This is a genomic window from Brachyspira intermedia PWS/A (genome assembly GCF_000223215.1).
Taxonomy (GTDB): Bacteria; Spirochaetota; Brachyspiria; order Brachyspirales; family Brachyspiraceae; genus Brachyspira; species Brachyspira intermedia.
Window position 1 is genome coordinate 2,386,594 of the sequence record NC_017243.1, and the last position, 21,677, is coordinate 2,408,270.

The following is a 21,677-nucleotide window of genomic DNA, read 5'->3' on the forward strand; positions in this document are numbered from 1 at the left end:
TTTTATAATTAATAAAATTAAAAAATGAACTATTTTAAATTATTAGCTTTATTTACCGTGCGATTTAGAAATAAAAAATTATAAAATAACTCCAAGAGTAAGCATTCTTCCTACCTGAACACCATCACGTCTATAAGAATAACAAATATCATCATAAGTATTTATACTAGAAATCTCAATATTATTTTCTAAGATACCGCATTCAATCATCTGGTCTTTAATCTCTAAACCATTATCAATATACCATTTATCATCAATCATAGCTTTATTTTTGAAATGAATAGCCACTTCATCACCAACTTCATAATCTTTTTGAGCTATATAAGGTCCTATATAAGCATACATTTTTGAAGGATTGGCATTATATTCTTTTTTCATTAAATCTATAGTTTTTGAGGTAATATTCTGAACAGTTCCTCTCCAACCAGAATGTATTGCCGCCATAGACTTACTTTCATCGCAATAAAGTATTATAGGTGCACAATCAGCTGTTTGAACTATTAAAGGAATGTTTTTAAGATTCGTTATCAAAGCATCAGTATCTTTAACTAATTTTTCTCGGCTTCCAAATAAATGAATGTTAGATTCATCTATTTTAATTATATTGTCCTTATGAACTTGATGCATAAAGATAGCTTTGTTTATATCAAAATTAATATATTTAAAAAAATCTTTTTCAGCGTTTTCTCTACATTCTAAAGTTATATCATGAGCATTAATATTTCCTTTAGACAATATAGCTATATATATTTTTTTATTATCATTTTTAGATGGATAAAAAATATTATTCATTCTTCAATCTTCTAATCTCTTCTTCCAATTCTTTTACTTTTATAGTTAATTCTTTAGTTTCGTTTCTAGATTGTTCCATAATATTTTCATATAAAGTAAAAAATTTCTTTGCGTACTCTAATTTCTGCTTCAATTCATTTATCTCTTCTTTATAGATATCTATTTTAGAGGAAAGCAGTTTATTATCTTCCTGCAATTCTAAAATGATCTCTTTATCAGTATATTCCACTTCTACAAACCCTCTATTTATTTAATATATAATATCTATTATGTACATTATAAATGAATTGTCAAGTAAAATTGAACAATATTATGAAGTAATTAACAAGAGGTTTTTACCTCTTGTTAATAAAAATTACATAATTATATATTGGATAGTATTATATCGCCCATCTCAGAACATTTAACTTGCTTGTATAAATAAGTCATCATATTATGCTTAGGCATTATATCTGTAGTTCTATAACCATCATCTATAGCCTTATAAACAGCCTTTTCTATATCTTCAGCCTCATTTTCCATTTTAAAAGAGTATCTAAACATCATAGCAAGAGAAAGTATTGTTCCTATAGGATTAACTAAATCTTTACCAGCTATATCAGGAGCTGAACCATGAATAGGCTCATACATACCAACTGTTCCATCAGAAAGACTAGCAGAAGGCGCCATACCAATAGAACCGCTTATAACGCTAGCCTCATCCGAAAGTATATCCCCAAACATATTCTCTGTTACTATAATTCCAAATTGTGAAGGATTTGAAGCTATCTGCATAGCTGCATTATCAACATACATGTCATTATATTTAACATCGCTGTACTCTTTGGCTAAATTATTCATAACCTCGCGCCATAATTTAGAAGTATGAAGTACATTAGCTTTATCAACAGAAGTTAAAGGTCTTTTAAGACTCCTAGCTAATTCAAAAGCAACTTTTCCTATTCTTTTAATTTCTGTTTCTGTATAAAGCATAAGATCAGTAGCCTGTTTAACACCATCAACTACTTCAAATTTATGCTCTCCGAAATATACTCCTCCAGTAAGTTCTCTCACCATAATAAAATCAATAACATCTTTACAGATAGTTTCTTTCAAAGGAGATGCATATTCTAAAGACTTTAATATTTTAGTAGGTCTTATATTAGCATATAATCCCATTCCCTTACGAAGTTTTAATAATCCTCTTTCAGGTCTGTTTTCAGGAGCAACATTATCCCATTTAGGTCCTCCTACAGATCCAAGCAGTACTGAATCGGACTTAATACATTTCTCTAAATTTTCATCTGTTAGAGGAACCCCGTATTTATCTATAGAAGCACCTCCCATATCAACATATTCCAAATTAAATTTATGAGAATATTTCTCTTCTATCCTCTTTAGAATATCTACGGCTTTTCCTACAACTTCAGGACCTACACCGTCACCTTCAATAACAACAATATTCTTTTCCATTTAATAATTACCCCTTAGAATTTTTTATAGAATTTAAAAGCCCATTAGAATTAATAATATTTTTTATAAACTCAGGAAAAGGCTCTGCTTTATAGCTTTCATTTTTAGTAATATTTTTTATTATACCATTATCAAAATCAACTTCAACTTCATCTCCGGCATTTATTTTCTTGCTTGCCTCATCGCATTCTAATATAGCAAGTCCTATATTAATAGAATTTCTATAAAATATTCTAGCAAAAGATGATGCTATAACACAAGATATACCAGATTCTTTAATAGCTATAGGAGCATGCTCTCTTGACGAACCACATCCGAAATTATCCCCTCCAACCATAATATCACCAGTTTTAACCTTGCTTACAAAATCTTTATCAATATCTTCCATACAATGTGCTGCTAACTCTTTATGATTTGCAGTATTTAAATATCTTGCTGGAATAATAACATCTGTATCAACATTATCACCATATTTATGAACGAAACCTTTAGCTTTCATATTATCTCCCATTAAAAAATAATAATATAATTTATAAATTTATCATTTAGGCTCTGTTATATATCCTGTTATAGCACTATATGCAGCAGTAGCAGGACTAGCCAAATATACTTTTGAAGTTTTATCTCCCATTCTTCCAACAAAGTTTCTATTAGTTGTAGTAACAGCCACTTCATCATGAGCAAGTATTCCCATATATCCACCCAAACAAGGTCCGCATGTAGGAGTAGATACTGCACAGCCTGCATCAATAAATATATCCATATAACCTAATTTTATACATTCTTTATAAACTTTCTGAGTGGCTGGAATAACTATACATCTTACACCTTTAGCTACTTTTTTTCCTTTCAAAATATTAGCAGCTGTTGCCATATCAGATAATCTTCCATTAGTACAAGAACCTATAACCACTTGATCAACTTTTATATTCTTTAATTCTTTAGCTTCTTTTGTATTCTCTGGTAAATGGGGACATGCAACTGTAGGCTCTATTGAAGATAAATCAATATCATATTCTTTATCATAAACTGCATCATCATCAGCTTTGAAAATAGTATAATCTCTTTTTACTATATCTTTTAAGTATTCTATAGTTTGATCATCAACTTCAAATATCCCGTTTTTAGCACCCGCCTCAATAGCCATATTAGCAATACAAGCTCTATCGTCCATAGTAAGAGATGAAACTCCTTCACCTCTAAACTCCATTGACTTGTATAATGCTCCGTCAACTCCTATCATACCTATAATATGAAGTATAACATCTTTACCAGATACATTTGGTTTTAATTTTCCTTTAAGATTAAATTTAATAGCAGAAGGAACTTTAAACCAAACCTGTCCTGTAGCCATAGCAGCAGCCATATCAGTGCTTCCTACTCCTGTAGAAAAAGCCCCAAAAGCTCCATAAGTACAAGTATGAGAGTCTGCACCTATTATAACTTCACCAGGTGCCACTAATCCTTTTTCAGGTAAAAGTGCATGCTCAACTCCCATATCTCCAACATCATAATAATTTGAAATATCATATTTATTAGCAAAATCTCTGCATTGCTTGCATTGTTCTGCAGCTTTTATATCTTTGTTAGGAGCAAAATGATCCATAACCAAAGCTATTTTTTCTTTGTCAAAAACTTTATCAAAACCATACTTTTCAAATTCATTAATTGCAACAGGACTTGTAATATCATTTCCTAAAACTAAATCAGTTTTAACCATGATAAGTTCGCCGGCCTCTACTTTTTCAACGCCAGCATGAGCAGCTAAAATTTTCTGAGTAATAGTCATATTCGTATCCTTAAATTAATTTTTTAATTCTTCTCATTTTTACTTTGAAATACTAAAAATTTTATTATAATATGAAACTGAATTTTAAACAACATATTCATCTTCAGTTTCTTCATCAAATTTATGATTTTCTAAATAACTTTTATAATCAGGGTCCAATTCTATAGCTTTATTAAAATGTTTTTCGGCAATATCATTTTCGCCTTTCTTTATATAATATTTTCCAAGCATAAAGTAATTGATTCCATCATTTACAGCAATACCCAATTCTATAAGTTTATTTATAGTTTCTATAGCATCGTCATATTTTTCTGTCTTATCATAATATTGAGCTAATCTTAAATAATTATATTCTTCAGGGCTAAACTCTATAACTTTTTTAATAGTATCTATAGCATTATCATAATCGTTTATACTCTCATAATATTTGCATAGCATTAAATAGTTATCTTCTTTATTATCACCCATCTCTATAAGTTTATTTATAGTTTTTAAAGTATTATCATTATCTTCCATTTCTTTATAAATACTTATTAACTTAATATAATTATCTTCATTATGCAAATCAATTTCTATAGCTTTATTAAAATTCTCTATAGCTTTCTCATAATCATTAAGCTCATAAAAATAAAATTCACCCAATTTAGACCAACTTTCAGATTTATTAGGGTATTTTTTAGTATTATCTATTAAATATTCTAAACTTTTTTCTTCTGATATTATATCTTTATCATCAAGCTCATTATTAATATTCATAATTAAATCCGCTATTTTATGATAAAATTATAATTCCGCATAAAAATTGATTACTCAATAATTATGCGGAAAATATATAATTATAATTTATTTAACCCATTAACATAAGCTTTCAAACTAGCTTCAATAATATCTGTGCTTACTGCTCTTCCAATAACAGTTTTATCATTAGAAGCTAATCTAACAATAACCTCTCCCAAAGCATCTTCACCTTCTGTAATAGCATTAATACTATAATTAACCAACTTAGCTTTATTAGAAGTAATAGAGTCTATAGCACCAAATGCAGCATCAATAGGTCCGTTTCCTTTTCCTATTCCCTCAACAATATTCTCCTGATTGTCCATAATAGATACAGTAGCCAAAGAAGATATTGAATTACCGTCATTAACAACAAATCCGTTTAATGTATAAGTAGGATTTTCTGAATCATTATTACCTATCAATAATGCTTCTATATCTGAATCAGTAACTATTTTTTTCTTATCAGCCAAAGCCTTAAACTCTATAAACTTATCCTCTAAAGACTTATCATCAATATCATAACCTAAAGATTCAATTCTGTCTTTAAAAGCATGTTTTCCTGAATGCTTACCTAATACCATTTTATTTTGAGGTATTCCTATATCTTCAACATTCATAATCTCATAAGTAGAACGTTCTTTTAATACTCCATGTTGGTGAATACCTGCCTCATGAGCAAAAGCATTAGCACCTACTATAGCTTTATTAGGAGCAACTACCATACCAGAAATTGTAGATAATAATTTTGAAATCTTATAAATTCTTTTAGTATTAATATCAGTATAAGCATTATAAAAATCTTTTCTAGTTTTAATGCCCATTACAATTTCTTCCAAGCTAGCATTACCAGCACGTTCCCCTATACCATTAATAGTACATTCTACCTGAGTAGCTCCAGCCAAAACAGCAGATAAAGAATTAGCAGTGCCAAGTCCTAAATCATCATGACAATGAACAGATATATCAACATTTTCTATACCTTTAACATTCTCTTTTAAATACTTTATCAAATCAGCCATTTCTAATGGAGTGGTATATCCTACAGTATCAGGAACATTTATTGTAGTAGCACCGTTTTCTATTGCAGTAGAATAAGCCTGAGCCAAAAATTCTCTATCGCTTCTTGATGCATCTTCAGCAGAAAATTCTATAAACTCAAATTTAGTTTTAGCATAAGAAACAGATTCTTTTATGGTTTCCAATACCTGCTCTCTGGTCATCTCTAGTTTATGCTTTAAATGTATATCGCTAGTAGCTATAAATGTATGAAGCATAGGATGTTTTGCCTCAGCTAGTGATTCATAAGCTCTGTCTATATCCTTCTTATTACATCTTGCCAAACTAGCCAATTTAGCATTCTCTACAACTTTACTAACTTCTCTTATAGCATTGAAGTCATCATCTGAACATATAGCAAATCCAGCTTCTATAACATCAACGCCTAATTTATCTAATTCAGCTGCCATTTCTAATTTTTCAGCCAAATTCATAGTACAACCAGGAGATTGTTCTCCATCTCTTAAAGTAGTATCAAAAATCTTAATCTTTCTCATTGTTAAAACCCTTATAAAATAAACATTTGTATAATTAAATACTTTTATTGATTTTTGTAATAGAATAAAGTTATATTTTTATTTTGATATCTGGGGCTTTGCCCACCGCTCTGCGTGCTATAGGCAAGCCCCCACTTCTTTTGCCGACGCTCTGCGTGCCGTAGGAAGGCACCTACTCAGTGTTGCCACAGGCGAAGCCCGCCTCGCTGTGCGTGCCGACGAAGTCCACCTTTGGTGTCGGCAGGCGAGAAGCAAAAAGGCAATATTTATATCAAAAAAGCATAGTTAATATTTTTTACTTGTACTTCGTATGGTTCTTTTACGAAGTCCGCCTCGCGAAGCGTACCTACGGTAGGCGTGCGGCGGGAAAAAGAACAATAAAAAATTACAAACTTAAAAATTTTAAATATAGATCTCCAATATTAAAGTATTTAATTATAACAATAGAGTGTGAATAAAAATTACTTTTTAATCCAACTCATCATCTTTCTCAATTCAGCACCGACTTTCTCTAATTTATGCTCGCTCTCTAATTTTTTAGTAGCATTAAATTTAGCTTTGCGGCCTGCACTAAACTCTTGAATAAACTCACTAGCAAAAGTACCGTCTTGTATCTCTCTTAATACTTTTTTCATTTCTTTTCTAGTTTCTTCAGTGATCATTCTTCTTCCAGTTCTGTAATCGCCGTATTCAGCAGTATTTGAAATAGAATATCTCATCATAGCAAATCCGCCTGAATATATTAAATCAACAATCAATTTCATTTCATGTATACATTCAAAATAAGCCATTTCTGGTTCATAACCTGCTTCTACTAAAGTATCGAAACCAGCTTTCATCAATTCAGTAACACCGCCGCATAATACAGCTTGTTCACCGAAAAGGTCAGTTTCAGTTTCTTCTCTGAATGTAGTTTCTAATATACCAGCACGTCCGGCACCTATTCCTGAAGCATAAGCCAAAGCATAATCTTTTGCTCTTCCGCTGAAATCCTGATAAACAGCTATCAAACTAGGTACTCCTCTTCCTTCTAAATACTGACTTCTTACAGTATGTCCTGGTCCTTTTGGTGCTACCATTATAACGTCTATATTTTTAGCAGGAACTACAAATTGGAAATGAATATTAAATCCATGTGCATACATTAACACATTACCTTCTTTCATATGAGGAGCAACTTGAGTATTGTATATATCAGCTGAAACCTCATCAGGAACAAGCATCATTACTATATCAGCAAGCTTAGCAGCTTCTTCAACTTCCATTACTTTAAATCCAGCTTCTTCTGCTTTTTTGCAGTTTGCACTGTCTTTTCTAAGTCCTACAATTACATTCATTCCGCTATCTTTTAAGTTCTGAGCATGAGCATGTCCTTGACTACCATATCCCATTATAGCTATAGTTTTACCGTCTAGTAAACCTAGATTACAATCAGCATCATAATATTTTTTTATCATTTTAATTCTCCTTTAACTTATTATTATTTATTAAAATTCAAAATTATTGATTATATTCATATCAGGAACTTCATCGCCTAATTGTATTGAAGTTACCCCTGTTCTTGAAAGCTCTAAAATATTGAAATCTTTCAATGCTTCTAAATAGCCGTCTATTACTGTAACAGAAGCAGTAATTTCAACTATCATGCTTTTTTTACCTATATCAAGTATAACTCCGCTATGTGCATTAGTTATATCGCAGGCTTTTCTTCTATTGCTGTCATCAATTTCTATTTTTACTAATAATAAATCTCTTATTATACTATTAGTATGATCTATTAAATGAACAGAGTGAACTTCTATAAGTTTATAAGTCTGCTTTATAATATGTGATATTTGTGTATCATCGCCTTCAGTAACTATAGTCATTCTTGATATGCTAGGAACACAAGTTACAGAACAAGTAATGGTTTCTATATTAAAACCTTTTTGGCTGAATAATAAAGTTATTCTATTTAATACACCTGAACTGTTATCTACAAATAAAACTAAAACCCTTCTTTGTTTCTTATCCATTTTTTACTCCTACTATTTTTAATCTACTATTATATCATCTATAGTACCGCCGGCTGGAATCATAGGTAAAACTTTCAAATCTTTATCTATAACACATTCTATCCATACAGGACAATTACATTTCAAAGCCTCTTCAAATGCTGTTTCAAATTCTTTTATAGTTTCGCATCTGAAGCCTTTAGCACCGAAACCTTCAGCAACTTTAACATAATCCATTTTTTTATTTATATCTGTGCTGGAATATCTTTTATCATAAAATATAGTCTGCCATTGTCTAACCATACCTAATGTACTATTATTTAATATTATTGTTATAACAGGAAGATTATATTCAACAGCAGTTGCAACTTCATTCAAATTCATATAGAAAGAGCCGTCACCTGTTATATGTATTACTCTTCTATCCGGCTTGGCAACCTGAACGCCTAAAGCAGCACCATATCCGAATCCCATAGTACCCAAACCGCCGCTTGTTATAAAACTTCTTGGCTTGGTATGTCTTATATATTGAACTGCCCACATTTGATGCTGTCCTACATCTGTAACATAAATAGCATCATCTTTAGTTTTATTACCTATTATATCCATAACCTTGCTTGGATAAATACCGTCTTTCTTAGTGTTTCTGTCTGAATCTTCCTTCATCTCTTTAGCTCTTAAATCAGACAAATATTTTACCCATTCATCATCTTCCACTCTTTTTACAAGTTTATTGAATCTATCCAAAACATCATTCAAGTCGCCTATTATACTGTAATCAACATGAACATTCTTGTTTATTTCGCTTTTATCAATATCTATATGAATCTTTTTAGCAACTCCTCCAAATTTAGAAGTATTCAAAGCAACTCTATCACTGAATCTAGTTCCAACGGCAAGTATCAAGTCTGCTTCATTCATAACCTTATTAGCGGTAGCAGAACCATGCATTCCCAAAAGTCCTATATTTAATTTTTCATTATAACCTAATACTCCAGCTCCCATTAATGTATGAACTGAAGGAATATTTGAGTTGATCATAAACTCTCTCAACTTATCGCTTGAATCTTTAGCACCGCCTCCGAAATATATAATAGGTCTTTTTGATTCATTTATTAATTTTGCTACTTCTTCTATAGTTTTCTCATCTTCAGCACTTATTTTGACATGCTTAGGAACAAATTTTTCTTTTCTTTCGTATTCTGTTTCTGTAAATGTGAAATTTTTAGGTATATCTATTAAAACAGGTCCTTTTCTTCCTGTATTTGCTATAACAAATGCCTTTCTTATTATATTTGCTAAATCATTAATATCTCTTACAACAAAATTATGTTTAGTAATAGGCATTGTAATACCTGCAATATAAACCTCCTGAAATGAATCTTTACCTATTAAACTTTCAGGCACATTTGCAGTTATAGCAATTAAAGGCACACTGTCCATGTATGCTGTTGCTAAAGGCGTAACCAAATTAGTAGCACCCGGTCCGCTTGTAGCAATTACCACTCCTGTTTTTCCGCTTGCTCTTGCATATCCATCTGCTGCATGACAAGCTCCTGTTTCATCTGCAGGCATTATATGTTTAATTTTATCTCTATATTTATAGATAGCATCATATATAAATAAAGCTGCTCCTCCCGGATAGCCAAATACTGTATCAACGCCTTCCTCTATTAGAACTTCCATTATTATATCAGAACCGTTTAACTTCATTAAATAACTCCTTATATTTTATAGCCTTTTTTAATTTTCTTATTAGTATTTCTACTTATAGAAATTATATTTTTAAATGTATTCAATCAAATAATGTATTTTATAAAAAATAGATTATAATATTACAGGATAATGAGAAGAATTGAGAGGAGAATATTTAAGAAGACAATGTTTTTTGAAGATTTATTTTGTTTGTAAAAATTAGAGGCAGATGCTGGCATTTTTTTCATATCATCAAAAACAGCATTCATACCATTAGCAGATGATGTATTCATCTTTATTCTCCTTTTAATATTTGCTAAATATTATAATATTTTTGAGTAATATTGCAATACTTAAAATAAATTTTTTCTCAACTTTTATTATTAATAGTAATTGACAATATAAATTATTTTAGTATACTATCACAACAACTATGTTGCAGGTTTTATGAAGATATTAAAAAATAGATACAAAAATAAAATATTATATATAAAAAATAATAAAAGAATAATTGAAAATAGAATAGAAAATAAAAGTGGTGTATATAAATTTATCAATTATATACTACTAATTTTTATTTTCATTTTTAGTTTTCTTCCTGAAATTATTATTCTATCTCTTATATCTGCAGTAATATTATATTCATCTGTTTCACTTTATTCAAAAAGATATATATATTCATCAATAGAAGAAATACCATATAATGATGTTGCATTGGTATTAGGAACCAGTAAATATATGAATAATGGCAGAATAAATATGTATTTCAAATTCAGAATGGATGCTGCTTATGAATTATATAAAAGTGGAAAAGTGAAATACATACTTGTAAGTGGAGACAACAGATATAAATCATATAATGAACCTAGACAAATGCGTCTCGATTTAATAAAGTTGGGAGTAAATAAAAAGCATATATTCTTGGACTTTGCTGGATTTAGAACAAGAGATTCTATCATAAGAGCTAATAAAGTTTTTGAACTTACAAATTTCACTATAGTTTCTCAGCCTTTTCACAATGAGAGAGCAATATTAATAGCAAGACAAAAAAATATTAATGCAATAGCATATAATGCCAATAATGTTAGAAAACTTTACAGAGTAAGACAATTTCCAAGAGAATTAGGTGCAAGAGCTTTAATGTTTCTTGATATACTATTTAACAGACCGCCTAAATTCTATGGAGATATCATTAAAATAGAAGAGAGAGAAGATGATATAATAGATAAAAGTAATAAATTCGATAAATCAAAAATTAAAAAATTATAAATACTAAAAAAATAAAAACATTCATTTTTAAGGAAACAATATGACATCTAAACTATTAACTGAATTATTGCAGTCATTATCTTTATTATCGGTATTGCTGCTTATAGGAGTTTTTTTAAGGGCTAAAATAAAGCTCTTTCAAAAATTATATTTGCCGGCTTCTGTAATAGGAGGATTTATTGGGCTTTTAATATCTCCTGAAATATTGGGTAAATTCTCAAACTATTCAATATCCTCAGAATGGATAAGCACTTATTCACTTCTTCCCGGTATATTATCAATACCTATATTTGCCGCTATTCCTTTGGGTATGTTCTTAAATGAAACAAAAAGTATAAAATCACTCTACCCTACAAAAGTTTTAATAGCATTCGGTATATTTCAATGTGCAAGTATGTTTCAGTCTGCCATAGGATATGCCACTAATATACTATTTACAAAAATAAATCCTGATATAAATATGTATAGAACTTTCGGTTATGAACTTTCAGCCGGATTTGCCGGAGGACATGGACTTGCAGCTTCAACAGGAAAATTACTTGAAGGTTTCGGAATACCTCAATGGGAAATAGCTCAGGGAGTTGCTCTTACTACTGCTACAATAGGACTTGTAGGCGGAATGATATTCGGAATCATATTCATTAATATTGCAGTAAGAAGAAATAAAACAAATGTTATAAAAAAAGTAGTTAATGAAAATGATGACAATCAAAATATAAATAAAATAGATAGAAACATGGAAGTAGGATACAACAATGATATAAGCAAGCAAGCTAGTTTGGGAAGAGAAACTTTTTTAAGCAGCTCTATAGAAACTATAACTTTTCATTTGGCTGTAATATTTGCCGTATGCGGACTTGCTTTTATAGTTTTGAACTTCATTAAAAAATTAAAAGTACCGGGATTGGATGTTCTTCCTGTTTGGACTTATTCTATGATTATAATGTTTGCTTTAAATATGATAATAAAAAAATTAAAATTATCTTGGATGGTAGATGCTAAAGTTAAGGCAAAAATCATAGGTACATTAAGCGACTTTGCTATAGTATCAGCTATAACAAGTCTTCCTATAAAAGCCATAATACATTATATAGCACCTATAATAGTTATGTGTGTAGCTGGTTTCATATTTACTTATTTGATAGTATTCATATTTAACAATATGTTATTTAAAGATGATTATGCTTTTGAAAGAGCTATAATTTCATGGGGTACTTTGACAGGGGTTTTAATAACAGGAATGACTCTTCTTAAAATATGCGATCCTGAATATAAAAGCCCAGCACTCACAGAATTTTCTTTAGGATTTTCTTTGATGTCTGTTACAGGTTTATTAGTTGTGCCTATACTTAATACAGTTTTGGCTGTAGGCTCAACTTGGGATAATCTTATAACAGCATTAATCACTTCGGCTATTTATTTGATTATAGCATTTGCTGTTTACTTCGTTCATAAAAAGTCAGCTAAACAATCATAAAATAAAAAATAATAATTTAAATATAAAAAAGACGAAACTCAATATTGGGCTTCGTCTTTATTATATTAGATTATAAACTTTTTAATTATTCTACTTCTTTAACATAAACTTTATTCATAGTAGAATTTTCCATAGGGTTGTCATTATGGTCTCTTTTTAATGCCACTATTTTATCAGCAACGTCCATACCATTAACAACATTTCCCCAAACTGTATATTGTCCATCCAAATGAGGTGCATCAGCTACACAGATAAAGAACTGAGAACCGGCACTATCAGGATGCTGACTTCTAGCCATAGAACATATACCTCTTTTATGAGGCTTATCGCTAAATTCAGCAGGGATATTGAATCCAGGACCGCCTGTACCATGTAAATGTCTTTTTGTTGCATCTTTACTTACAGGGTCTCCACCTTGTATCATAAATCTAGGTATTACTCTATGAAATCTTATTCCATCATAAAAACCTTCATTAGCAAGCTTTTTTATAGCTTCAACATGTTTAGGTGCTATTTCAGGATAGAATTCTATTTCTATAGTACCATAATCTGTTTCAATAAATAAATGTTCTTTCATTTTAATTTCCTATTTCCTTTATAAAAATAAATTAATTAACTGTTTTTACATAAACTCTATTCATTTTAGCAGGCTCTAAAGGATTATCATTAGCATCTCTTTTTAATGATACTATTTTATCAGCAACATCCATACCGCTAACAACTTCTCCCCAAACTGTATATTGTCCATCTAAGAAAGGACTATCAGCTACACAAATAAAGAACTGAGAACCAGCACTATTTACACTTGCACCTCTAGCCATAGAACATATACCTCTTTTATGAGAAACATCATTGAACTCTGCAGGTATAACAAAATTAGGGCCGCCTGTACCATGCAAAGATCTATTAGGCTGTTTGCTCAATGGATCTCCGCCTTGAATCATAAAACCAGGTATAACTCTGTGAAATAATGTTCCATTATAAAAACCTTCATTAGCAAGTTTTTTTATAGCCTCAACATGTTTTGGTGCTTTTTCAGGAAAGAAAGCTATTTCTATAGTACCAAAATTTGTTTCTATAAACAAATGCTCTTTTGAAGTTTTCGGTTTTTGTGCTATAAGAACTGTTCCGAATACAATCACACCCAATAATGAAATAATAATGATTTTTAATTTTTTACCCAAAATATGTACCTCTTAAATTATAATAAACTTCAATAATATTCGTAATTATTTTCTATAAATTTATTTTTACTTTTATTATTGATTTCCTTCTTCTGCTGTTGTCTCATCATCAGCCATTTCTGCATTCTCATCAGTAACTGTTGTATCTTCTTCTGTTATTTCTGCATTCTCATCAGTAACTGTTGTATCTTCTTCTGTCATTTCTGCATTCTCATCAGTAGCTGCTGTATCTTCTGTCATTTCTGCATTCTCATCAGCAGTATCAGTTTGTTCATCTATAACAGTTTCTTCTGTCTGCTCTGTTTGCTCTTCCATAGCTTTTTCATCTTCTATGATTATATTACCTTCAATCTGATTAGTAGAGAAAGTAGTTATATTTCCATAAGTTTGATTAGTGCTATAAGTTCCCTGTCTTGTTTCTCCTTTAAGACTAGGTATAATTAATTTTTGACCTGCTCTTATGACATTAGGATTTTTTATAGTATCTTTGTTAGCATCATATATTTTTTTCCATAAATTACCATTACCATATATGAAGTCATAAGAAGCGATACGCCATAATGAATCTGTATTAGTTCTTCTAGATTGAACTATATAATACTGAGGGAATACTGTTCCATCTGTTACTATCACTTCTTCTTCAGGAGAAGATATATCTCCAGATGTACTTTCCATTGAATTAACTAAACTTATAACATTCTTAGAATGCATTAAAGAATCACTATAATTATTAGCTATCAAAGTTTCACCTGCTGAAGATAATGATTTCAAAGCTTCAGTGTATAAATTAGGCTTACTATTATTATAGCCGTCTTGTTTAGCTTTATCCATAGAATCTTGAGCTTTAGCATAAGCTAATGGAGCTTCTAACATATCAAGCATATTCATAGCTTCTCTTGATTTTGCCAAAGAGTTAGTATAATCTCCGCTACTTAATGCATTTTTAGATTCATCTCTTAAATTTGTAATTTGTGTATCATTATTATCACCATTAGTTAATACTGATTCACTCATTAAATATTCTCTTCTTAAATCTATAGCAAGGACATTGTATCCTAATTCAGATTTTTCAGCTGATTTATTATACTCAAGCATAGTGTTAGTATAATCTGTGCTATTAGTAGATGTCTCAAGCATGCTATGAGCAGAATTAAGATCGGTAACAGACTCTTCATATAAAGAAGTTGTCAATTCATTAGTATCTCCCCCAACTCCTTTGAATAAGCTAAGTTTTCTTTCCGCATCTCTTTGACTATTCAAAACATATTCATAAACACCATATCTCAATATGATTTTATCAGAATATTCTTTACTTTGTTTTGAATATTCTATACTTTGATTATAATCACCTACACTATGAGCATCTATAGCCATTTCTCTATATCTTTGTGCCAATTTATAATCATCGCTTTCCTTTATACTAACAGGTAAATCTGCTGGTAATTCAGGAGGTAAAACTAATTCATTTGTTTCCTGTGCATACAAAAAACAAGAAAACGTTAATAAGATAAATAAAAATAATCCCTTTTTCATATTTTTTCTCCATTAATTTTTATATTAAAGTAAAAGTATTTACTTGGAAGATGATCTTTCTAATTCTTCAACTTGTCTAATTTTATCTTCAGCTTCTTTTATTCCTCTTGTACTTTCATCATATCTTATCTTAGTTGTGAAATAGGCTTTGTGATGATATTTTTTAGCATTTAAAAAACAACTTACAGCTTCTTCATAATTGTTTGTACTTAAAGCTGATAATGCATTTATATAATTAAGTTCTGCAAACTCATAATTTTCTTTATCTACTCTATACGCTTTTACCTCTTTAGAATATACTCTTTCTAAATCTATTTCACTTCTTAAAACTTCAGCATACTGTGGTAATCCATCATTTAATACGGTCTGATATGAATTTGATGCTGTTGTAAGAAGTTCTTTTACTTTCGCTGAATCTTTATTTTCATCTATTAATATCATAGCTTCTGAATAATTTGCTTCAGCTATATCGAATTGTTCTTTAGAATAGTTTTGCAAATCATATCTTATAGCTTTATCTCTCAAGGTAGTTGCATCTTTATATTCTTTTAAAGGCATACTTTCCGAACATGATACAACGATAATCAAACAAAATACTAGCGGCATAAAAATATATTTCTTTAATTTCATAATCACTCCAAATATTTTATCTAAAAAAACAGAAATATACATTTATATTATACTACTGAATATAAAAGTCAATAGTTTATTAAAAATTTAAAATAAAAAAGGCAAGATAATATAAAAATATCATCTTGCCAAAAAATATAGATAGTGTTTAATTAGTTTGCATTTTCACTTGCTACTTCTACATTACCTTTGAAAGTATAAATTAAATTAGTACCTGAAGTAGTAGTAATAGTTAATACATCTCCGTCTAAAGAAATTGTATCAGCACCATTTAATATTTGTAAATATTCTGTTTCTACAGCCATATCTTCTTCAGGGCCAGCCATTTTAGTAGAAGCTAAAGCATTTAATTTTATTTTGTTACCGTCTAATGAAAACTCAGTAAAATAGTTATTAACAGCTGATTTTCCGCCTAACATATTAGTATCAGAAAAAGCTATAGTAACTTCTTTGCCTTCGTACATATTAGTAAGAGAATACTCTTTTCCTAACAAATCATTAACTGTAACTACTGCAGCAGCTGCATCGTTTGTAGTAGTATTAGAAGTATTACCGCCGCATGATACTACAAATACTGTTCCCATAACAATAAGAACTAAAGACAATATTTTTTTCATGTTTTCTTTTTTCCTTTACAAAATTTTTAATTGCGAATCATTATATTATAATTAAAATTTATTATCAATGTTATATATAGTAATTTCAAATAAAAATCACACTTTTTTTATATTTTGTAATTAAAACTTTAAATTTATTTACCGCCTGCTGCTTTTAAAAGACTAATTACATTTTTATGTTTCTCTTCTGAAGCATAAGTTAAAGCTGTTTTATCTTTTCTATCTTTCAAATTAACTTTAGCACCTGCATCGATTAAAAGTCTTACAACATTAACATGTCCATTTTCTGACGCCTTACTTATTGCTGTTCTTCCATCTTTGTTTTGAAGATTTAAACTGCATCTATATTGCACCAATAATTCTATAACTTTTAAATGTCCATTTTCAGAAGCTTTTATTAATGCATTATCTCCTTTAGAATCCTGCTCATTTATATTAGCTCCTCCTCTAAGAAGTTCTCTTACCTTTTTTATGTCGCCATTTTCTGCTGCATTTACTAATTCTACATTACTTTTAGAAAATGCACTGTTATAAAAAAGTAATGAAAAAACTATAAAAAACAAAAATATTTTATTATTTAATTTCATAAAAAACTCCTATCTTAAAATAAGAAAATAAATTTACATAATTTTATAATAATTATTAAATCGTCATTTTTTTATTTTTACACAAATATTTTTTAAAAAATTAAATAATTTTACAAAATAATTTAATGACTTAAATTAAAATATATTCAAATTTAATAGATAAAATTAATACTACTTTTTTAATATAGAAACAATATCTTTATGTCCTCGCTCTGAAGCATAGTCCAAAGCAGTTTTTCCATATTTATCTTTAATACTTCTATCAGCTCCTGCATTCACTAACATAAGAACTATTTCTGTATACCCTTTATGTGAAGCCCTGCTTAATGCTGTTCTATTTCTAACATTAGCTGCATTCAAATTTGCTTTCTTTTCTATCAAAACTTTCACTACTTCTGTAAGTCCTTCTTCTGCTGCCTCTATTAACGGAGTTTCCCCCATTCTATCTTTGGTATTAATATCAACTCCTGAGTTTATTAATTCTATGGCTATTTTAGTATCTTTTTTCTCTAAAGCCTCCATTAAAGGTGTCATCTTTCTTTGAGCAAAAACACTAACACTAATTATGAAAATTAAAACTAAAATCTTTTTCATAAATATATCTCCTTAATTAAATATTTAATATGTTAACTTTATTTTGCACCTGCTGTTTGTAAAATTTTTACTATATTCTGATGTCCTCTTTGACTAGCATAACTTAATGCTGTTCTTCTTCTATTGTCTTTAATATTCAAATCTGCTCCTGATTCTACAAGCACTTTCACTATATTAGCATAACCTTTTGAAGAAGCTCTCATCAATGCTGTTCTTCCCCATTTACTTTTGAGATTCAGATTTACTTTATTTCTATAAGCAATTTTACAACTTCTATATGTCCGCCTTCTGCTGCTTCTATTAATGGAGTTTCACCTCGTCTGTCTCTTGTATTAAGATCAACTCCGGAGTTTATTAATTCTATGGCTCTTTTAGTATCTTTTCTCTCCAAAGCCTCCATTAAAGGTGTCATCTTTCTTTGAGCAAAAACACTAACACTAATTATAAAGATTAAAACTAAAATCTTTTTCATAAATATATCTCCTTAATTAATTATTTAAATATATTAACTTTATTTAGCACCTGCTGATTTTAATATTTTTACTATATTCTGATGTCCTCTTTGATTGGCATAAGTTAATGCTGTTCTTCCTCTATTGTCTTTGATATTCAAATCGGCTCCTGCTTCTACAAGTACCTTTACTATATTGGTATAACCTTTTGAAGAAGCTCTCATCAATGCTGTTCTTCCCCATTTACTTTTGAGATTCAGATTTACTTTATTTTCTATAAGCAATTTTACAACTTCTATATGTCCGCCTTCTGCTGCTTTTATCAATGCATTCTCACCTATTCTATCCTGCTGATTTACATTAACTGCGCTACTAATTAATTCTTTAACCTTATTAATATCTCCTCTGCCAGCTGCATCAATTATTGCTATATTGCTTTTTGAAAATGCATTCAGACAAAATATTAAAAATAATACAAATGAAAATATTAATATCTTATAATTAAAATTTTCCATAAAAAATCTACGTATAATAATATATAATAATTATAAAGATAGTATAATAAATATAATAGATATTGTCAATTTTTTGTAAATAAAATTTATTTAAATTTTACACTCTATAGATTGCATGGTATTTATGTAAACTAAATTTATATACAACAAAAGTTTTATGATAAGTTTTTATCATTAACCGCAACATTGTAAAGAAACATAATAGAGTAAACATAATATTTACATATTTTTTTAATCTTAGAATTTAATTTATATATTTTGCAATATATATCATTGATATATAAATTAACTTAATAATTTTATTGATTAGTGATTTTATAATTATTTCTTATTTTTAACATTAATCTTTTTATAATTATTTCTATGCTTCGTTATTTTTTTCAATGCCATCTTTCTATCTTTCTTTATCTCTATAGAACTTTTCTGCAATTCTCTGTTTTCATTAAGAAGTGTTATATAAGCATCGTATCTTTCATAAGGTATTTCATCATTTTCTAAAAGTTCCAATATATAACAATCCGGCTCATGCTGATGGGTACAATCTTTAAATTTACATTTTTTAGCATACTCCTCTAAATCTTCAAAAGTTTTCTTTATACCTTTATCATCTTCCCATAAACCTAAATTTCTTAAACCAGGAGTATCTATAACTACACCTCCGCTATCTAAAACTAAAAGCTCTCTATGTGTTGTGGTATGCATTCCCTTAAAATCGTATTCCCTTACTTCCTGGGTTTTCATCTTCTCATCTTTTAAAAGATAATTAATAATAGTGGATTTACCAGCACCGGATGCACCTATAAAAACCGATGAAGTATCTTTCTTAATATATTTTAAAAATGTATCTGCATTCTTTCCTGTTTTTGAACTGTAGGCAAATGCTGTTTCATTAGGATAAGTTTCTTTTATAGCTGCTAATAATTCTTTATATTCAGCATCTTCATACAAATCTATTTTACTAATTGCAATTATTGGTTTAATTCCTGAAGTATGAACAACTGACAAATATCTTGCTATGGCAGACATTGGCATTTCATTATCAATACCAACTATAATAAAAGCATAATCAATATTACTTACTATAGCCTGAATATCATTTTTTTTAACATTAGCTTTTCTATATAAAATATTTTTTCTAGTGAGTATAGTATCAATAAAAGCATTATTATCCGACTTCTTCATTAATACCCAATCACCAACTACAGGAAGCTCGCTTTGTATTTCAGAATTATATCTTATCTTTCCTTTGATTCTTGCTAAAAACTCACCATCATCAGCAAACAAAGTATAATATCTTTTGTTAATCCTTATAACTCTTGCAGGTACAAGTTCTTCATTATTAATTTCTTCTAAAGAATTAACATTCAAACTTTTAAGTGCCAATTTCTCAAAATATTCATCAAAGCCAATATCTTTTATTTTCAATATTTTTATCCCCAAAATTTAATATTACTATTATATAATACTAAATATAAAAGTTTTGTCAATTTTATTATTACTAACAAATAATAAGATTTATTATAAAATTATTTATTTGATAAGTATTCAATAAAAAATTATTTGTATTATAATATTAAAATAACTTTGCGGATATTTAATATGGTTAATTTACTACTTGCTATTATATATTTATCTTTTATAAGTTTAGGGCTTCCGGATGCACTTTTAGGATCAGCTTGGCCTACTATGCATAAAGAATTGAATGTGCCAATTTCCTATGCAGGCATAATATCAATGATCATATCAGCAGGCACTATAATTTCTAGTTTGCAAAGCGACAGATTAACTAAAAAATTTAGTACAGCAAAAATAACTGCATTCAGTGTAGCAATGACAGCTATAGCACTTTTTGGATTTTCTATCACTCATTCATATTTATTTCTTTGTGTTTGGGCTATACCTTATGGATTAGGTGCTGGAAGTGTAGATGCCTCTTTAAATAATTATGTTGCACTTCATTATGAAAGCAAACATATGAGCTGGCTTCATTGTATGTGGGGAATAGGTGCAACAATTGGACCATATATAATGGGATATGCTATTACTAATAATAATTGGAATGCAGGATACAGATATATATCAATAATGCAAATTGTACTCACTGCTATTTTATTTTTCAGCCTTTCTCTATGGAAGAAAAATGATGAAGAAAATAAAGAAAAAATAAGTACAAAAGTTTTAAGCTTAAAAGAAATAATAAAAATACCCGGTGCCAGAGAAATTATGATATGCTTTTTTTGTTATTGTGCACTTGAAGCTACAACTGGATTATGGGCAAGTAGTTATTTAAATCTATATAAAGGAGTGGATATAAAAACTGCGGCTTCATTTGGAAGTTTATTTTATATAGGCATCACTGTTGGAAGAGCTATATCTGGTTTTATAACAATGAAATTAAATGATAATCAAATGATAATTTTAGGCGAGTCATTAATTTTGATAGGTATAATACTAATGATTATTCCTGCTGTAAATATTGTATCTTTAATAGGTTTTATAACTATAGGTTTAGGCTGTGCTCCAATATATCCTTCAATAATACATTCAACTCCAAGTAATTTTGGTGCAGAAAATTCTCAGGCTATAATAGGAGTACAAATGGCTAGTGCTTATATAGGTACTCTTGCCATGCCTCCTTTATTCGGCTACATTGCAAATCATATATCAATATCATTACTTCCCTTTTATTTAATATTGATTTTAGTACTTATGTTTATTATGCATAGATTAATGATAATAAAAACTATAAAAAATAAATAAAAAA

The 21,677-nt window shown here is 29.2% G+C and carries 23 protein-coding genes and 1 pseudogene; 3 read left to right on the forward strand and 21 right to left on the reverse strand.

Translation table 11 applies throughout. From position 1 onward, the window contains the following. Positions 1-78: 78 nt before the first annotated feature. The 11 genes from pgeF to BINT_RS14815 all read right to left on the reverse strand — a co-directional run bounded on the left by pgeF (position 79) and on the right by BINT_RS14815 (position 10,348). The gene (gene pgeF / locus BINT_RS10220) at positions 79-792 is read right to left on the reverse strand and encodes a peptidoglycan editing factor PgeF (protein ID WP_014488505.1); all 714 of its coding nucleotides are present in this window, start codon (positions 790-792) and stop codon (positions 79-81) included. Then, positions 785-1,021 (reverse strand): hypothetical protein, encoded by a 237-nt coding sequence (locus tag BINT_RS10225; RefSeq protein ID WP_012670572.1) that lies wholly within the window; start codon positions 1,019-1,021, stop codon positions 785-787. The genes pgeF and BINT_RS10225 overlap by 8 nt, the downstream gene beginning before the upstream one ends. 134 nt (positions 1,022-1,155) lie before the next feature. Continuing rightward, on the reverse strand, positions 1,156-2,244 hold the full coding sequence (gene leuB, locus BINT_RS10230; RefSeq protein ID WP_014488506.1) for a 3-isopropylmalate dehydrogenase: 1,089 nt from the start codon (positions 2,242-2,244) through the stop codon (positions 1,156-1,158). Positions 2,245-2,251: 7 nt separating this feature from the next. Beyond that, a complete protein-coding gene (leuD, locus tag BINT_RS10235; RefSeq protein ID WP_041177399.1) occupies positions 2,252-2,743 on the reverse strand; it encodes a 3-isopropylmalate dehydratase small subunit in 492 nt (163 codons plus the stop codon). A gap of 42 nt (positions 2,744-2,785) precedes the next feature. Continuing rightward, positions 2,786-4,033 carry a 3-isopropylmalate dehydratase large subunit gene (gene leuC / locus BINT_RS10240; protein ID WP_014488508.1) on the reverse strand — a complete coding sequence of 416 codons (1,248 nt, stop codon included), beginning with the start codon at positions 4,031-4,033 and terminating at the stop codon, positions 2,786-2,788. 84 nt (positions 4,034-4,117) lie between these two features. After that, positions 4,118-4,789 carry a tetratricopeptide repeat protein gene (locus BINT_RS10245; RefSeq protein ID WP_014488509.1) on the reverse strand — a complete coding sequence of 224 codons (672 nt, stop codon included), beginning with the start codon at positions 4,787-4,789 and terminating at the stop codon, positions 4,118-4,120. Between the two features lie 80 nt (positions 4,790-4,869). After that, positions 4,870-6,366, reverse strand: coding sequence for a 2-isopropylmalate synthase (locus tag BINT_RS10250; protein ID WP_014488510.1), 1,497 nt, complete (start codon positions 6,364-6,366; stop codon positions 4,870-4,872). Between the two features lie 461 nt (positions 6,367-6,827). Beyond that, positions 6,828-7,823, reverse strand: a complete 996-nt coding sequence (gene ilvC, locus BINT_RS10255; protein ID WP_012670577.1) for a ketol-acid reductoisomerase — start codon at positions 7,821-7,823, stop codon at positions 6,828-6,830. A gap of 30 nt (positions 7,824-7,853) precedes the next feature. Next, complete coding sequence (gene ilvN / locus BINT_RS10260; RefSeq protein ID WP_014488511.1) at positions 7,854-8,381, reverse strand: acetolactate synthase small subunit; 528 nt, start codon at positions 8,379-8,381, stop codon at positions 7,854-7,856. An 18-nt stretch (positions 8,382-8,399) separates the two neighbouring features. After that, a complete protein-coding gene (gene ilvB, locus BINT_RS10265) occupies positions 8,400-10,073 on the reverse strand; it encodes a biosynthetic-type acetolactate synthase large subunit (protein ID WP_014488512.1) in 1,674 nt (557 codons plus the stop codon). Between the two features lie 122 nt (positions 10,074-10,195). Continuing rightward, positions 10,196-10,348, reverse strand: coding sequence for a hypothetical protein (locus BINT_RS14815; protein WP_158306604.1), 153 nt, complete (start codon positions 10,346-10,348; stop codon positions 10,196-10,198). 154 nt (positions 10,349-10,502) lie between these two features. Here BINT_RS14815 and BINT_RS10270 point away from each other — a divergent pair, with 154 nt between their 5' ends. Beyond that, entirely contained in the window at positions 10,503-11,324 is an 822-nt protein-coding gene (locus BINT_RS10270; protein ID WP_014488513.1) for a SanA/YdcF family protein, read from the forward strand. Positions 11,325-11,364: 40 nt separating this feature from the next. Further along, positions 11,365-12,801 carry a sodium/glutamate symporter gene (locus BINT_RS10275; RefSeq protein WP_041177400.1) on the forward strand — a complete coding sequence of 479 codons (1,437 nt, stop codon included), beginning with the start codon at positions 11,365-11,367 and terminating at the stop codon, positions 12,799-12,801. 85 nt (positions 12,802-12,886) lie between these two features. Here BINT_RS10275 and BINT_RS10280 read toward each other — a convergent pair whose 3' ends face one another. The 10 genes and pseudogenes from BINT_RS10280 to rsgA all read right to left on the reverse strand — a co-directional run bounded on the left by BINT_RS10280 (position 12,887) and on the right by rsgA (position 20,338). After that, positions 12,887-13,378, reverse strand: coding sequence for a peptidylprolyl isomerase (locus BINT_RS10280; RefSeq protein WP_014488515.1), 492 nt, complete (start codon positions 13,376-13,378; stop codon positions 12,887-12,889). A 31-nt stretch (positions 13,379-13,409) separates the two neighbouring features. Next, positions 13,410-13,985, reverse strand: a complete 576-nt coding sequence (locus BINT_RS10285; RefSeq protein WP_014488516.1) for a peptidylprolyl isomerase — start codon at positions 13,983-13,985, stop codon at positions 13,410-13,412. 75 nt (positions 13,986-14,060) lie between these two features. After that, positions 14,061-15,518 carry a LysM peptidoglycan-binding domain-containing protein gene (locus tag BINT_RS10290; RefSeq protein WP_041177401.1) on the reverse strand — a complete coding sequence of 486 codons (1,458 nt, stop codon included), beginning with the start codon at positions 15,516-15,518 and terminating at the stop codon, positions 14,061-14,063. Positions 15,519-15,557: 39 nt separating this feature from the next. Beyond that, positions 15,558-16,148, reverse strand: coding sequence for a hypothetical protein (locus BINT_RS10295; RefSeq protein WP_041177402.1), 591 nt, complete (start codon positions 16,146-16,148; stop codon positions 15,558-15,560). 152 nt (positions 16,149-16,300) lie between these two features. Further along, positions 16,301-16,765 (reverse strand): META domain-containing protein, encoded by a 465-nt coding sequence (locus BINT_RS10300; RefSeq protein ID WP_014488519.1) that lies wholly within the window; start codon positions 16,763-16,765, stop codon positions 16,301-16,303. Between the two features lie 134 nt (positions 16,766-16,899). Further along, positions 16,900-17,352: an ankyrin repeat domain-containing protein gene (locus BINT_RS10305; RefSeq protein WP_014488520.1), complete on the reverse strand. Its 453-nt coding sequence runs from the start codon at positions 17,350-17,352 to the stop codon at positions 16,900-16,902. 171 nt (positions 17,353-17,523) lie between these two features. Beyond that, positions 17,524-17,946, reverse strand: coding sequence for an ankyrin repeat domain-containing protein (locus tag BINT_RS10310; protein ID WP_014488521.1), 423 nt, complete (start codon positions 17,944-17,946; stop codon positions 17,524-17,526). Positions 17,947-17,984: 38 nt separating this feature from the next. Continuing rightward, positions 17,985-18,418: pseudogene (locus tag BINT_RS10315) on the reverse strand (ankyrin repeat domain-containing protein). A 39-nt stretch (positions 18,419-18,457) separates the two neighbouring features. Further along, positions 18,458-18,913 (reverse strand): ankyrin repeat domain-containing protein, encoded by a 456-nt coding sequence (locus BINT_RS10320; RefSeq protein ID WP_014488522.1) that lies wholly within the window; start codon positions 18,911-18,913, stop codon positions 18,458-18,460. Between the two features lie 321 nt (positions 18,914-19,234). Then, a complete protein-coding gene (gene rsgA / locus BINT_RS10325) occupies positions 19,235-20,338 on the reverse strand; it encodes a ribosome small subunit-dependent GTPase A (RefSeq protein WP_014488523.1) in 1,104 nt (367 codons plus the stop codon). A gap of 174 nt (positions 20,339-20,512) precedes the next feature. Here rsgA and BINT_RS10330 point away from each other — a divergent pair, with 174 nt between their 5' ends. Then, positions 20,513-21,673: an MFS transporter gene (locus BINT_RS10330; RefSeq protein WP_014488524.1), complete on the forward strand. Its 1,161-nt coding sequence runs from the start codon at positions 20,513-20,515 to the stop codon at positions 21,671-21,673. The last annotated feature ends 4 nt before the right edge of the window (positions 21,674-21,677 follow it).

Bases quoted from the DNA above. Each gene is read 5' to 3' on its own strand.
- pgeF (WP_014488505.1), bottom strand. From the start codon at position 792: ATGAATAATATTTTTTATCCATCTAAAAATGATAATAAAAAAATATAT.
- leuB (WP_014488506.1), bottom strand. From the start codon at position 2,244: ATGGAAAAGAATATTGTTGTTATTGAAGGTGACGGTGTAGGTCCTGAA.
- leuD (WP_041177399.1), bottom strand. From the start codon at position 2,743: ATGAAAGCTAAAGGTTTCGTTCATAAATATGGTGATAATGTTGATACA.
- leuC (WP_014488508.1), bottom strand. From the start codon at position 4,033: ATGACTATTACTCAGAAAATTTTAGCTGCTCATGCTGGCGTTGAAAAA.
- BINT_RS10245 (WP_014488509.1), bottom strand. From the start codon at position 4,789: ATGAATATTAATAATGAGCTTGATGATAAAGATATAATATCAGAAGAA.
- BINT_RS10250 (WP_014488510.1), bottom strand. From the start codon at position 6,366: ATGAGAAAGATTAAGATTTTTGATACTACTTTAAGAGATGGAGAACAA.
- ilvC (WP_012670577.1), bottom strand. From the start codon at position 7,823: ATGATAAAAAAATATTATGATGCTGATTGTAATCTAGGTTTACTAGAC.
- ilvN (WP_014488511.1), bottom strand. From the start codon at position 8,381: ATGGATAAGAAACAAAGAAGGGTTTTAGTTTTATTTGTAGATAACAGT.
- ilvB (WP_014488512.1), bottom strand. From the start codon at position 10,073: ATGAAGTTAAACGGTTCTGATATAATAATGGAAGTTCTAATAGAGGAA.
- BINT_RS14815 (WP_158306604.1), bottom strand. From the start codon at position 10,348: ATGAATACATCATCTGCTAATGGTATGAATGCTGTTTTTGATGATATG.
- BINT_RS10270 (WP_014488513.1), top strand. From the start codon at position 10,503: ATGAAGATATTAAAAAATAGATACAAAAATAAAATATTATATATAAAA.
- BINT_RS10275 (WP_041177400.1), top strand. From the start codon at position 11,365: ATGACATCTAAACTATTAACTGAATTATTGCAGTCATTATCTTTATTA.
- BINT_RS10280 (WP_014488515.1), bottom strand. From the start codon at position 13,378: ATGAAAGAACATTTATTTATTGAAACAGATTATGGTACTATAGAAATA.
- BINT_RS10290 (WP_041177401.1), bottom strand. From the start codon at position 15,518: ATGAAAAAGGGATTATTTTTATTTATCTTATTAACGTTTTCTTGTTTT.
- BINT_RS10295 (WP_041177402.1), bottom strand. From the start codon at position 16,148: ATGAAATTAAAGAAATATATTTTTATGCCGCTAGTATTTTGTTTGATT.
- BINT_RS10300 (WP_014488519.1), bottom strand. From the start codon at position 16,765: ATGAAAAAAATATTGTCTTTAGTTCTTATTGTTATGGGAACAGTATTT.
- BINT_RS10305 (WP_014488520.1), bottom strand. From the start codon at position 17,352: ATGAAATTAAATAATAAAATATTTTTGTTTTTTATAGTTTTTTCATTA.
- BINT_RS10310 (WP_014488521.1), bottom strand. From the start codon at position 17,946: ATGAAAAAGATTTTAGTTTTAATTTTCATAATTAGTGTTAGTGTTTTT.
- BINT_RS10320 (WP_014488522.1), bottom strand. From the start codon at position 18,913: ATGGAAAATTTTAATTATAAGATATTAATATTTTCATTTGTATTATTT.
- BINT_RS10330 (WP_014488524.1), top strand. From the start codon at position 20,513: ATGGTTAATTTACTACTTGCTATTATATATTTATCTTTTATAAGTTTA.